The organism is Telluribacter roseus (assembly GCF_017355915.2).
In the GTDB taxonomy this organism is placed as follows: Bacteria; Bacteroidota; Bacteroidia; order Cytophagales; family Spirosomataceae; genus Telluribacter.
This window is the reverse complement of record NZ_JAFEUV020000003.1, coordinates 268,958-282,662: the sequence shown is the minus strand read 5'-3', so window position 1 is coordinate 282,662 and position 13,705 is coordinate 268,958. Positions and strand designations below refer to the sequence as shown.

At 52.9% G+C, this 13,705-nt stretch carries 8 protein-coding genes and 1 pseudogene; 5 read left to right on the top strand and 4 right to left on the bottom strand.

The features are described 5' to 3' along the window. Positions 1-167: 167 nt before the first annotated feature. The 3 genes from JTN23_RS07340 to JTN23_RS07330 all read left to right on the top strand — a co-directional run bounded on the left by JTN23_RS07340 (position 168) and on the right by JTN23_RS07330 (position 6,416). Positions 168-3,800 (top strand): TonB-dependent receptor, encoded by a 3,633-nt coding sequence (locus JTN23_RS07340; protein ID WP_247233453.1) that lies wholly within the window; start codon positions 168-170, stop codon positions 3,798-3,800. 24 nt (positions 3,801-3,824) lie between these two features. Next, the gene (locus JTN23_RS07335) at positions 3,825-5,630 is read left to right on the top strand and encodes a RagB/SusD family nutrient uptake outer membrane protein (RefSeq protein ID WP_247233452.1); all 1,806 of its coding nucleotides are present in this window, start codon (positions 3,825-3,827) and stop codon (positions 5,628-5,630) included. 327 nt (positions 5,631-5,957) lie between these two features. Next, entirely contained in the window at positions 5,958-6,416 is a 459-nt protein-coding gene (locus tag JTN23_RS07330) for a hypothetical protein (protein ID WP_247233451.1), read from the top strand. A gap of 58 nt (positions 6,417-6,474) precedes the next feature. On the opposite strand, the pseudogene JTN23_RS07325 reads toward JTN23_RS07330, so the two are convergent. Beyond that, positions 6,475-8,026, bottom strand: a pseudogene (locus tag JTN23_RS07325) (calcineurin-like phosphoesterase C-terminal domain-containing protein). 79 nt (positions 8,027-8,105) lie between these two features. Then, positions 8,106-8,693, bottom strand: coding sequence for a hypothetical protein (locus JTN23_RS07320; RefSeq protein WP_247233450.1), 588 nt, complete (start codon positions 8,691-8,693; stop codon positions 8,106-8,108). Positions 8,694-8,913: 220 nt separating this feature from the next. Between JTN23_RS07320 and JTN23_RS07315 the strand changes: the two genes are divergently transcribed. Further along, positions 8,914-10,467, top strand: coding sequence for a glycoside hydrolase family 32 protein (locus tag JTN23_RS07315; RefSeq protein WP_247233449.1), 1,554 nt, complete (start codon positions 8,914-8,916; stop codon positions 10,465-10,467). A 160-nt stretch (positions 10,468-10,627) separates the two neighbouring features. Further along, positions 10,628-11,071, top strand: coding sequence for a response regulator (locus JTN23_RS07310; protein ID WP_247233448.1), 444 nt, complete (start codon positions 10,628-10,630; stop codon positions 11,069-11,071). A 162-nt stretch (positions 11,072-11,233) separates the two neighbouring features. Here the strand turns inward: JTN23_RS07310 and JTN23_RS07305 are convergent, their stop codons facing one another. Together JTN23_RS07305 and JTN23_RS07300 are read right to left on the bottom strand one after the other, a co-directional pair. Next, on the bottom strand, positions 11,234-12,055 hold the full coding sequence (locus JTN23_RS07305; protein WP_247233447.1) for an EF-hand domain-containing protein: 822 nt from the start codon (positions 12,053-12,055) through the stop codon (positions 11,234-11,236). A gap of 552 nt (positions 12,056-12,607) precedes the next feature. After that, positions 12,608-13,591 carry an AraC family transcriptional regulator gene (locus JTN23_RS07300; RefSeq protein ID WP_247233446.1) on the bottom strand — a complete coding sequence of 328 codons (984 nt, stop codon included), beginning with the start codon at positions 13,589-13,591 and terminating at the stop codon, positions 12,608-12,610. Positions 13,592-13,705: the final 114 nt, after the last annotated feature.

The following is a 13,705-nucleotide window of genomic DNA, read 5'->3' as shown; positions in this document are numbered from 1 at the left end:
CTATGCCTAAAAACCAATCAATGTAAAAAGACCTACAAAAAAATGAGTCAGCAATGCTGCAACATCACTGACTCGTGATCAATCCCCTACATGCTCTCTTCCAAAAGCACCCCGGTGGGGGTAAGGGAATTTTATTGCCGATGAAAACCGACAACCAAACCAAATTTATGAAAATTCGAATACAAATGCAGCAACGGCTGCTCAAAATTATGAAAGTCAGTTTCTACCTGTTTTTCGTAGTAACAGCGTTTGCGACGATTACACAGGCAAAAGACTCATACGGGCAGGAGTTACTCAACCAGAGAGTGAGTATACAACTGGCTAACCCGACGATAGAGGAGGCAATCAAACGCATCGGTGAAGAAGCAGACGTGAAGTTTATGTACAACCCGCGCATCTTCACCCAACAACGCATAGGCACACTCAAAGTGGCCAACGAGAAGCTTTCGGATGTACTGAATAAGGTACTGAGTCCGGCGGCGATCACGTACGAGCTGGGCGGCAACACCATCATCCTGAAGCGGGCCGCTGATAACGCGAAGCCCGGCGAGCAGGTGACAAGCCCAAACGTCAGCAAAGCCAACGCCCCCATTACCGTAAAGGGCCGCGTAACTGACGAGAAAGGCGAAGGACTACCCGGCGCTACCGTACTGCTGAAAGGCACGAGCATTGGTACCGCTACCGATATCGAAGGAAACTTCTCCCTGAACGTTCCTGATGGTAATGGTACCCTGATCGTTTCGTCAATTGGCTATTCAACGCAGGAAATCGAAATCAACAACCGTACTACTATACCCGATATCAAACTGGGTTCGGACGTAAAGTCACTGAACGAAGTGGTAGTAGTGGGGTATGGTACCCAGCGTAAGAAAGACCTGACCGGTGCCGTAGCCGTAGTAGACGTACAGGAACTCCAGTCGCAGCCTACTGCGCAGGTTACCAACCAGCTGCAGGGACGTGCTTCCGGGGTTACCGTACTGGGATCGGGTCAGCCCGGTGAAGCTCCTCAGGTACGTATCCGTGGTCTGAATACATTCGGTAACAACCAGCCTCTCTACGTAGTGGATGGTGTACCTACCCAGAACATCAACGACATCAACCCGAACGACGTAGCCTCTATGCAGGTACTGAAAGATGCCGGTGCGGCGTCTATCTACGGTTCACGCGCGGCTAACGGGGTAATCATCATCACTACCCGTCGTGGTACAGGTAAGGTGAAGGTACAGTACGATACCTATACCGGTATGCAGTTCCCCAAGAGCGGCAACGTATGGGACCTGCTGAATCCTCAGGAAACGGCTCAGCTCAAATTCAACGCGATCCGTAACTCCAACCCCAACGCGGTAATCAACGACCCTCTGTACGGCAGCGGACCTACGCCTGTTCTGCCCGACTATATCGCTCCTCAGGGCGCTAAAGAAGGCGATCCTTCGGTGGATCCTTCCCGTTACAACCTGAACCCGTTCTATACCAGCGTTGATCAGTACAACCAGTTCTACCGTATTACACGGGCCAACAAGGAAGGTACTGACTGGTTCCACGAGATCTTCAAGCCGGCTCCTATGACCAGCCACAACATCGCCGTGAGTGGTGGTACCCCGCAGGGTAACTACCTGTTCTCGTTCAACTACTTCAACCAGCAGGGTACACTCAGCAACACCTATCTGAAGCGTTATACCATCCGCTCAAACAGCCAGTACAACGTTCGCGAAAACATCCGTATAGGTGAAAACCTGGCGTTCTCGGTAACAGACAACCCACGTATCAACGCTCTGCAGGAAGGTAGCTCCATTGGTCACGCGTTCCGTCAGCAGCCGATCATCCCGGTACGTGACATCATGGGCAACTACGCCGGTGGTTTCGGTCAGGGATTGGGTAACGCACTTAACCCGGTGGCTATTCAGGAGCGTACGGCTAACAACCGTGGTATGAACAACCGTCTGTTCGGTAACATGTACGCCGAGATTGACTTCCTGAAAGACTTCACCGCCCGTACCAGCTTCGGGGGAGAGGTATTCATGGGTAACTTCAACTCGTTTGCTTATCCTGCTTACGAAAACCAGGAGAATACAACTACCAACTCCTATACCGAGAATACCTTCAGTGGCTACAACTGGACCTGGACCAACACCGTACAGTACCAGCACCTGTTCAACGACATCCACGATGTACGGGTGGTAGTAGGTACCGAAGCCTACCAGAACCAGGGCCGTAACGTAGGGGGTACTACGCAGAACTACTTCTCGTTTGACCCTAACTTTACTAACCTGTCGACCGGTGCCGGTACGCCTACCAACTACAGCAACCGCTACGCTGACGCACTGTTCTCGCTGATCGGTCGTCTGGACTATACCCTGAAAGACAAGTACCTGCTCGGCGCTACGATCCGTCGCGATGGTTCGTCACGCTTCATGAACTACCAGTACGGATGGTTCCCGGCAATCAGTGCGGGATGGCGTCTGTCGGAAGAGGACTTCATGCAGGACATCAACTGGCTGAGCGACCTGAAAATCCGCGGGGGTTATGGTATCATGGGTAACCAGCTCAACGTAGACCCGGCTAACGCCTACACTACCTACGGTGGTAACCGTACCTCGTCGTACTACGCCATCACCGGCTCTAACTCACTGACGCAGCTGGGCTTCCAGCGCAACCGCATCGGTAACCCCAATGCCCGCTGGGAAAAGAACATCAACTCGAACATTGGTTTTGACGCCAGCCTGTGGAAAGGTAAACTGGATATCACTGCCGATTACTACCACAAAGAAGTACGTGACCTGCTGTACACGCTCGAACTCGCCGGTACGGCCGGACAGGGAACACCTCCTTCTGTAAACGTAGCCCGTATGCGTAACACCGGGGTGGACCTGGCCGCTTCCAGCAGCTTCGACATCACCAGCGATCTGAAACTGAACGCTACCCTTACGTTCACTACTTACAACAACAAGATTGTTTCACTGGCCGAAGGTATCGACTACTTCGATCAGGAAGGACGTCGTTTCAACGGTAGCTACATTGTGCGCAACGCGGTAGGCCACTCGATTGGTCAGTTCTACGGCTACAAAGTAGATGGTTTCTGGAACTCGCAGGAAGAGATCAACACAGCCAATGCACAGGCTCAGCAGGCTTCCGGTAATGCCAATGCCGTATACCAGAATGACGTAGCCGTAGGTCGTTTCCGCTACGCCGACATCAACGGCGACGGACAGATCACCGACGAAGACCGTACCTTTATCGGTAACCCTAACCCTGACTTCAGCTACGGTCTGAACCTGGGTGCTACCTACAAGCAGTTTGATTTCAGCATCTTCTTCTACGGTACGCAGGGTAACGATATCTGGAACAACGTAAGATGGTGGACTGACTTCAACGCCAACTTCCAGGGTGCCAAGAGCCGCACGGCGCTGTACGACTCATGGACTCCTGAGAACCCCAATGCCAAGGCTCCTATCCAGGAAACAGTCGGTTCATTCAGCTCGGCCAGTGTACCTAACTCGTACTTCGTAGAGAATGGCTCCTACCTGCGTGCCAAGAATGCACAGCTTGGTTATACACTGCCCGCTGGTTCACTCAAGAAACTGGGTGTAGAGCGTCTGCGGGTATACCTACAGGCAGCCAACCTGTTTACTATCACCAAGTACTCAGGTCTGGATCCCGAAATCGGTACAACTGCCAACACCAACAACAGCGCCGGTGGTAGCCTCAACCAGTCTTTCTCGTCAACTACCTCATTTGGTATCGACGAAGGGGTGTATCCCAACCAGCGTCAGTTCCTGTTCGGTCTGAATGTAACGTTCTAATTTTTTATCCTACTTAATCTAATTATGAGATTTCAGAAATATATAGCAGTCCTGGCGGTTACGACCATAAGTCTAACCCTCGACTCCTGCAAAGAAAGTCTTGATATACCTGCTCAGGGTGCCCTGAGCGACCAGGTACTTGCCACCCGCAGTGGAGTGGATGCCCTGCTCAACGGAGCCTATGCCGCGCTGGACGGTCAGTTCAACAACGGAGGCGCTCTGAACCTGGCGGGTACCAACGCCTGGGAAGCCTCCCCCAGCAACTGGGTGTACGGCAGCATAGCCGGTGGTGATGCCCACAAGGGTAGCGACGGTAGTGACCAGCCTGCCATTGATGCGATTGCCAAGTTTACGTCTGATGCCAGCAACGGATTCTTCAACAGCAAGTGGCGCGTACTGTACGAAGGTGTAAACCGTACCAACTCGGTACTGCGTGTACTCGCTCAGACTACCGAGGTTACCGAAGCCGAGCGTGCCAGCTTTGCGGCCCAGGCTCGCTTCCTGCGCGGACACTACTACTTCGAGCTGAAGAAAATGTGGAACAATGTACCCTGGATCGACGAAACCGTCGAAACAGCGGCTGCCAGCTACGTGTCCAACACCGAGGACATCTGGCCTAAAATCGAAGCTGATTTCAAATTTGCGATGGACAACCTGCCCGCTACGCAGCAGGACGTAGGACGCGTAAACAAATGGGCGGCGGCTACCTACCTGGCCAAGACCCACCTGTACCAGAAGGAATACGCAGAAGCCAAGCCTCTGTTCGATCAGGTGATCAACCAGGGTGTGACCAGCAACGGCCTGAAGTACGCGCTGGTAACGAAATTCCATGATAATTTCAACGCCGCTACCGAGAACAACTCGGAGTCGGTATTCCAGATTCAGATGGTAGCTAACGATGGTACCAACACCATCGCCAACGCTAACCAGGGTGATATGCTGAACTTCCCCTACGGAAACAGCCCCTTCCGCTGCTGCGGCTTCTTCCAGCCTTCGCACGACCTGGCTAACTCCTACCGTACTGACGAGACCGGACTACCTATTGTTGAGAGTTACAACAACCAGCCTGTCAAGAATGACCAGGGTGTAGCTTCTAACCAGCCTTTCACTACGGATGCCGGTCCGCTGGATCCCCGTATCGACTGGACCATTGGCCGTCGTGGTATTCCTTATCTGGACTGGGGTAACCACCCTGGCGCTGACTGGGTTCGTAGCCCTGGCCAGACCTACGCGGGTCCTTACTCACCCAAGAAGAACATCTACATGCAGGCTACTCAGGATCTGTACGCTGATCAGCACTCATGGGCACCTGGTACCGCTATCAACTGGAACGTGATCCGCTTTGCTGATGTACTGCTGATGGCTGCCGAAGTAGAGGCCCAACTGGGTAACCTGGAGCAGGCACAGACCTACGTTAACCAGGTACGTGCCCGCGCTGCCAACCCTGTCAACTACGTATACACCTATGCTAACCCGGCTAATCCGCTGGCGGGCTACACCAATACGCCGGCTGCTAACTACAAGATCAGCGTGTACCCGGCGGGTGCGTTCTCTCAGATGGGTAAAGAAGGCGCTCTCAGAGCCATCTACTTCGAGCGCAAGCTTGAGCTGGCTATGGAAGGCCACCGTTTCTTTGACCTGGTGCGTTGGGATATCGCAGAGCCTACCCTCAATGCGTACTTCAACTACGAGGGTACCCTTACCACCGATGTACGCGGCGGACGCTTCATCAGAGGTAAGAACGAATACTTCCCCATCCCTCAGCGTCAGCTGGACCTGAGCCGCTCGGGAGGTAATTCGGTACTGAGCCAGAACCCAGGATACAATTAATAGCTATTCTATATCCACATCTAACAGAAGAGGCAGTCATCGCACTGCCTCTTTTTGTTAGGTACTCCTGTTATTCTCTGATTACGCTTTTACTACTCCCTCTGAACCACTCCTTCGGCATGAGGCCCCTCCTACTACTTACCGGCCTGTTGTGAGCTATTTTGTGGCTATCCAAAGTACCTCCGGACCACAGGAAGAAAAAGCAATAAGGAGTATCAGTTAAAAAATAAGAGCAGCCGACTTTTTAAATCGGCTGCTCTTGTACTTTAGCCCCTCCTCCCTTTCGGAGAAGGTCCCCTGTTTCTCACCTCACTCTATACCACTACTATGACTACACTTAGAAAATTTCTGCCCGGATTCAAAGCCACCTGTTTGACTGTAGGTATCCTGGACATGTTCCTCGCCAGTACCATGCTGATCGGAGGCGTCATGGAAAAGATGGCGGAGTTCAATGTACCCGCCCAAACCCTCGCCTCTCCCCACTACCACGACGCCATGTTCTGGGTGTTTCTGCACATGTTTATGATCGGAGTACTGATCACTATGATCGGCATCCTGGCCGAAAATCCGGTGAAGCAGGTGTGGGTAGCCCGGGTACTGGTGCTGATGCACTGCGTGTACTTCACGCTGGATGTACGCACCTCTGACAACCCCTTCGGCAGCGCCCTCTACCAGGGCCCCGGCTCGGTAGTACCGGTGTTCATTGACCTGCTGTACATCCTGCTGTTCCTGCGGCTGAGCTTTACAACTTCTGTTAAAAAATCAGAAGAGGCGGTGGTAGCGTAGGGTAAGCGTTTCAGTAAGTACAGTGTACATATACGCTTTCATGCCGGGGGCTGTGTCCCTACCTGACGCGGAAAATCCGTTGCCCGGTATAGACCTGCCCGAACATATCCGTAGTTCGGATTAGGAGCAGATGGGTACCTGCCGGGAGACCTCCCGGCAGCTTTCCTTTCCACATGTGGTATGACATCTCCGGTCGGTCCATCTGCCAGCCAAAAACGGTGTCCAGTGCGGTACCGTTGATTTTGGTTTCCAGAAAAGGGTTGTAAACCTGCATGGCCGCTACGCCCGGATCGTGCATGGGGGTATAGGCCAGCTCGTGCCAGTCCGAACGCCCTTTTACTTTCATCTCTACCCTGGAACGGGAGGAGCCTGCAAATACATTGACAACCAGCGAAGTGGTGTCCAGCCCGGCCTGAGGTACATCATCCGGCAGGTAGATGTTCATCTGGTAGTCGGCGGGCTGCCTTGAACCGGATGGAGTAGCTGTTGCCGTCAAAAGTGAGCAGCGAATAGCCATTGGGTGCGCCATCGTTCATAGTAGCGTGCGGAATACCGGTTTCATCCCTGATCCCGCACCACCAGCTCCCGCATACCGTGGCATTGATAAAATGATGGTGAGGCCTTGGCCCGTGCCAGTCCAGCTTTTCGTCGGCGAATACATGCGCCATGGTGTGCGTATGGCCGGCTATGGATAAGGTATACGGGCGGGCTTTCAGGATGTCAAACAGCTCCTTCCGGTTGTCGCAGGAAACAATGGGAGCATGCATAACCAGTACCACCAGCCTGTCGTTGGGTACAAGAGCCAGGTAGTTCCGGACAAAGTCCAGCTGCTGCTCCGTAAAGTGGGCTCTGTATTTGCCTTCGGGATTGAAGTAGACATTCTTCAGTGAGATGAATACCACCTGTCCGTACTCGAAGGCATAGGTACTGGGGCCATAGTAACGCTCAAACGTCTCGTCGGTATGGCGGTCATCCCGGGCTCCGCGGTTGAAGTCATGGTTGCCGAATACATTGTACCACGGAATCCCGATCTGCGCTATGCTTTGGTTGATTTCCTGAAAGAGATTAGGATCATCGGCTACAATATCGCCCAAACTGATTCCCAGCGTAGCCTCGGTACCGATACACTCTTCTACTACATCATGGGTTATGTAGTTGACCTCCTTCATACCCCGAGCCTGCGTATCCCCGAATACCAGCGCTGTAAACTTATTCTCTTCCTGCTGCGGCCAGAGCGGGAAGTCAATGGAGGTGGGTAGTTTGCCGGTGGGGGCAACTCCAGCTACCTCTAGCGGGGGTGATCCCGCTGGCTTGTGCATGTAGTAGTGCTGCGGAATCATGTCGGCGTTGACCGGAGTCATATAACCGGCCGGCTTGATCACAAAAAATCCGGTGTCGTCTCCAGAAGGCAGGGTCCAACGGCCATCTTTTCCGGTTCGGACTACCTCCCGCCCATTGGATACACATACACCCGCCAGGGGTGGCTCGCCTCGATCAAGTACCCTGTTTTTGTTTATATCATTGAATACGGTCCCGGAAGCGTGGGTCTGGGCATAAGCCGTAGTACCCAACAGCGCCAGGTATAGGAAAGTCAAAAGCAGGTGTTTCATAACAAGTAGTGATTCTATGTGAAGCTATGCTTCGTATAGTCTACTTGTCCCGCGCGTATTCGGGCTATACGGCTACCCCCTATTCCTGCGGTATTGAGCGCAGAGGGGCCTTCATTTTTTTCTCTATCTCCTCCAGCCGGGCGGTGGCACTTCGGGTGGTACCTAAGAAGGCCCCGATGATTTTGTCACTCCGGGGCGCCTGCGGATTGACCGGAAACAGCGTAGAGATCAGTACCTCATCATGGCCAGCGTCGCTCCCCGAGCCAATCTGAAAGATATACTGAAGACAGGTAATGACAACTTCCGCTTTGCCCTCTTCTACCCATACGTGCAGGAAGTGCGTTGCGTCCACCGTAGACCTGACACCTCCGTTTTCCGTTACCTGCACATTTTTGAAGAGACCTGCAGCTCCCAGCACTACCACCGGACCGGCTGCCCGTTCATCCAGTTTATCGTACTGGTTATCCAGGTAGTACTCTTTGGCGCGCTGGTGAATGATCTCTTTAGAAAGTCCCGTAAGGGGTATAGTCCTCTTGTACTGAAGAAAGCCATCCTTGTTGGTCTGCCACAGCCCCTGGACTTCCGCCAGCCGCTCATCCACCGTCTGACCATACGCGCAGGTACTGATCAGTAGCAGGCAGACCATCCATTGTAGTAATCTGAACATAAAAAGTAGTTTAGCACCATCTGTATATGTACCCAAAGATAGGGTACCTGGTTAACAGCTAACAGGCCCGTACAGTTTTATTCATTTACTTTGCCAGCGCCCTCACCCCCCTCCGGCCCTCGTTCGGCTCCTCTTCCCAAAACCTTACATCCTGTTTCCGGCTTTACATTCTTGTACAGGTCCTACCCACAGGACCCGAAACCATTACCTCTCAATCTCAATGCATAGATATACCCTGTTGTCGTACGTGGTGGCGGCTCTGCTGGTGGCTGGCTGCGCTACCACCCGAAACACGACCAGCTCCACCACAGCCCGGGAGCAGCACCGCCCGTTGTTCCATTTTACACCGCCCGCCCAATGGATGAACGACCCCAATGGTATGGTGTACCACGATGAAGAGTACCACCTGTTTTACCAGCACCACCCTGAAAGTACCGTCTGGGGGCCGATGCACTGGGGCCACGCCGTGAGCCGCGACATGGTACACTGGGAGCACCTGCCCATCGCCCTCTATCCCGACTCACTAGGTACCATCTTCTCGGGGAGCGCGGTAGTGGATGCAAACAATACCTCCGGCCTGGGTACCCGCGACAACCCGCCTATGGTAGCCATCTATACCTACCACAATGCCGCTATGGAGAAAACCGGACGTAACGACTACCAGACCCAGGGCCTTGCGTACAGCCTGGACAAGGGCCGCACCTGGAAAAAATACGAGCGAAATCCGGTGCTGAAAAATCCGGGTATAAAAGACTTCCGCGACCCGAAGGTAGCTTGGAACGAAAAGGCTAATAAATGGATCATGACGCTGGCGGTGCTGGATCATATCGAGTTTTACAGCTCCGACAACCTGAAAGACTGGACCAAGCTGAGCGAGTTCGGCAAGAACGCCGGCGGCCACGGCGGCGTGTGGGAGTGCCCAGATCTGTTTCCGCTGACCATCAACGGACAGCAGAAGTGGGTTCTGCTGGTGAGTATTAATCCGGGTGGCCCTAATGGTGGCTCGGCTACGCAGTACTTTATCGGCCATTTCGACGGCCGGACCTTTACCAGCGACAACCCGCCCCAGACGACCCTCTGGCTCGACTACGGGACCGACAACTACGCCGGCGTTACCTGGGCCCATGTACCGGCTTCCGACGGCCGCAGGCTGTTCCTGGGCTGGATGAGCAATTGGCTCTATGCTAACGAGGTACCTACCTCTACCTGGCGCAGCGCCATGACGGTACCCCGCGAACTCAGCCTGATCCAGACCGAAGCGGGTGTACGACTGGCCAACGTACCCGTCAGGGAGATGCAGAAGCTACGTACCGGCACCACCCGCCTGAAGGCCCAGGAGGTAAGCGGAACCCTCGACCTCAGCGGCCAGTACGGCCTGAACCCCTCCCTGCTGGAACTGGATCTGGACCTGGATGTGGCCCGGGCTCAGGAGGTGGTACTCAGGTTCTCCAATTCCAAAGGCGAGCACCTTGACCTGGGGTACTCAGTAGCTAATAAAGAGCTGTACATCGACCGCACCCAATCGGGCAAGCTGGACTTCAAGAATACCTTTGCCGGTGTACACAAGGCCCCGCTCATCATACAGGATAGTAAGCTTAAGCTCCACCTCCTGCTGGATGTAGCCTCGGTGGAGGTATTCGCCAATGGGGGCAAAGCCGTCATGACGGGTATCTTCTTCCCGAACGAAGATTATACCAAAGTAGAGCTAGTTTCCAAAGGTACTACGCAGATGCAGGAGAGCAGGGCGTACCCGCTAAGGGCAGCCCGGAAGTAGCACTTTCCGTGATTGTGAGGAGAGATATCCCTATCCTCTATTTGTTAGGAACAGTGACCAATATCACTTTTATCCTACTGCTTTGTCGCTACTTTTGCCTGCCTGCCGGTATAGCGGTTTCTATGCCTATGGTTAAAATAGTACCTAACCCACCTGCCCTGTGATTAAGAATTTACTCATCATTGACGATGATGAACTTACCCTGTTCATCATTAACCGGTTTATGCTCAAGCACCAGTTTGTCGAAAATATCATCAGTATTACGAATGGTCAGGAAGCGATTGATTACTTCGAAAAGCTTAGTGCCGGTGACGGTGACGCGCCGGAGCTTATTATCATGGACATCAACATGCCCATTATGACGGGCTGGGAGTTTCTGGATGAGTATTCCCAACGTTTTCAGCCCCGATTCCCCGCTACCCGTATCTGTGTGCTTTCCAACTCGTTGTTCATAGAAGACGCCATAAAGGCCAAAAGCTATTCTGCCTGCATTTCCTACATCACAAAGCCTCTGACAAACATCAAGATTAATAGATTAAAAAATCATACTGCTCTGAAACAATACTTTGGAGATGCACACCAGACAAACTCCGGTACAGAGTAGCGCAAAGGCTTCTGATGTATGTAGTAACAAAATAAAGAGGGAGACCCGAACCGGTTAAAGTTCGGGCCTCCCTCTTCTATAAATGGATTGGGTTGTTATAATCTATATTGGATACACTAGTATAGATTATAAATTGTCCCGTGCGTCGGCCGGAAATCCGGCTTAGCTTCCACTACCAGGTCTGTTACCGGTGCCAGTACCCGTTCCGGTACCATTACCAGTTCCGGTTCCGTTGCCAGTACCCGTTCCGGTACCAGTTCCATTTCCATTACCAGTTCCGGTTCCTGTATTACCCGTACCATTATTGCCGGTGCCGGTTCTATCAGTACCCGTACCTGTCCCGGTGCCGGTTCCAGTACCGTTATTCATACCATTACCAGTTCCACCGTTACCATAGTAGGTATTATATGGGGTGTATTCGTTTTCATCCAGCATACTGTCACCGTTTCGGTCCCAGCGGCCAAACAGACCCGTACTATATTCCTGCTGGCTCAGACGCTTATCTCCATCGCCGTCCCACTCACGGTACCAGCCACTCTGGTTAAAGCCTGTTCGGTACTCTTTCTCGTCCAGAGATCCATCCCGGTTGGAGTCCCATTTGTCCCAGGTCTGGTTCTGCATTCCAAAGTCCCTGGAGGCAGTATTCCACTCGTTCTGATCTACTTTGTTATCCCGGTTGGTGTCCCAGGTACGGTAGAAGCCCCGGGTATACTCATTCTCATCCAGGTAGCTATCACGGTTTGCGTCCCACTCCCCATATCGGTTGTTAGAAGCAAAAGTGGTGTTAAAGCGGTTACTATCCCAGGTACCGCCAGCAGTATTTCCGGCTGCCGCATCACTACCTTCCTGAGACATTTGTTCTGATGCGGTATCTCCCTGCTTTTCTGAAGAGTTACAGGCAACGGCCCCCACCAAAAAGAAAAGACAAATCCCATTAATGATCATTTTCCGAACACTCTTTTCCTGCTTGTTCATACTTTTCATTTTTTATGGTTTTACATTACTATTGGTAGTGGTGGTCCAATACACCGTTGCACACTTAGATGCATGCATCCGCCTCACTGATCCTTTTCCGCCCTGACAGATTATAACTGCTCGCTACCACTACCTTTAATCAGGCGAACCAAAAGTTAATTATTGGCTTTCACCCGGTTACTGCTTTGTACTGACAGCAACACAGTAGAAAAATGATAAAAAATAGTACCTGCGTACCAGGATCCGGCCATAGCCAGTAGTGCCACGACTACGAACCTACAGCAGCAAGTGCACGAAAAGCTGCTAATTGGGCTCCATCCCCTCCTCAGCACCAGAAAAGCAGGCTCCCGCCCCCTTAGCACCCACCCTGATTGGTGCCCGCCGCTGACACTGATCCGGCAGAATATTGTGGTCGAAAAGCCTCAAAATGTCACCTTATGGTACAACGGTTGCCCAGCGTTGTGGAGCACAGCACGTTATATATTTATCTAACGAACAGGAAGTTACAGAACACAGCCCCTTATACGTATGAAAGTAAAAATAGCTGGAAGCAGGAACAGACTAGGCGGAAGGTTGCGTCCAGTTGCGGTAGGCCCGCTGGAAGCTGCTCAGGTCAGCGTAGCCGAGTAGCTGGGCTACCTCGGCCTTTCGGGACTGGCGGTTGCTCATCAGCGACAGCGCCAGCTCTTTGCGGAGCTCGCTGCTTACCTGGCGGTAGGTGACCTTCTCCTCGGACAGCCTTCGCTGAAACGTCCGCAGGCTCATATTCAGGTGGGCCGCTACTACCTCGATGGGAGGTACCTGCCCGCCAAACTGACTCAGAAGTACCTCTTTGATCTCATCCGCCAGGGATTTTTGTACCGCCAGTGCGTTCTGCTTTTCGGTCAGCAGCAGGTTAAAGAACGAATACAGCGACTTGTCGTAGGTAATGGTGGGAGCAGCTATATCTTCCTGCCGGTACACCAGGCTATTGCGGTCAGCTCCGAATACCACCCGGGTCTGCAGTACCCGTTCGTACTCCTGCGGCGACCGCCTGGGGTAGGCCAGCTCCGCGCGCAGGGGAGAGACCTTCTTATCCGCAAAGACTCGAAATCCCGTGGTGATCGAGGCCATCATCAGCTCTACCGCCTGCCGACAGCTCTCGGGGTACTTGTTGCGGTAGGTAGGTACCGGCTCGTAGTAAAAGTAGTATTCTGTCCCGTGGCTTTCGGTGGAAAACGTAAAGATGGTAGATACCGTATTGTTGTACTTTACCAGCACGGTGAGGGCTTCCTCCAGCGTGGAGCAGCTTTGCATCAGGTAGCCCAGCATCCCCAGACCCGCAAAATTAGGATCTTCGCCCATGTGCAGGGCCAGCAGCGGATCACCCGTCATGTCCAGCGCATGGTCCCAGGCACCGGCCGAAATCTCCCAGTGGGTGAGTTTTTCGGCGTCATTCAGCTCCGTGGGATCAATGCCCACACGCTGACACAACTGCTGAAAGTTGGCACCGTGCTTAACAGCTCCGTATATGATCAACCGCAGGATGGAGTTCTGCACCTTCATGGCATCAAATGGGGTAAGATTGGCGTGTACTGTCTATTACCGGGCTCGGAGTTATGCTGAAATTTGTATCAAGATAATTAGTAAAAACAAGACGGAATAGACCGGCACCTCAAA

What these genes read in the sequence shown, in the direction of transcription:
- JTN23_RS07300 (WP_247233446.1), bottom strand. Translation starts at nt 13,591, where the DNA reads ATGAAGGTGCAGAACTCCATCCTGCGGTTGATCATATACGGAGCTGTT.
- JTN23_RS07320 (WP_247233450.1), bottom strand. Translation starts at nt 8,693, where the DNA reads ATGTTCAGATTACTACAATGGATGGTCTGCCTGCTACTGATCAGTACC.
- JTN23_RS07335 (WP_247233452.1), top strand. Translation starts at nt 3,825, where the DNA reads ATGAGATTTCAGAAATATATAGCAGTCCTGGCGGTTACGACCATAAGT.
- JTN23_RS07305 (WP_247233447.1), bottom strand. Translation starts at nt 12,055, where the DNA reads ATGAAAAGTATGAACAAGCAGGAAAAGAGTGTTCGGAAAATGATCATT.
- JTN23_RS07315 (WP_247233449.1), top strand. Translation starts at nt 8,914, where the DNA reads ATGCATAGATATACCCTGTTGTCGTACGTGGTGGCGGCTCTGCTGGTG.
- JTN23_RS07340 (WP_247233453.1), top strand. Translation starts at nt 168, where the DNA reads ATGAAAATTCGAATACAAATGCAGCAACGGCTGCTCAAAATTATGAAA.
- JTN23_RS07330 (WP_247233451.1), top strand. Translation starts at nt 5,958, where the DNA reads ATGACTACACTTAGAAAATTTCTGCCCGGATTCAAAGCCACCTGTTTG.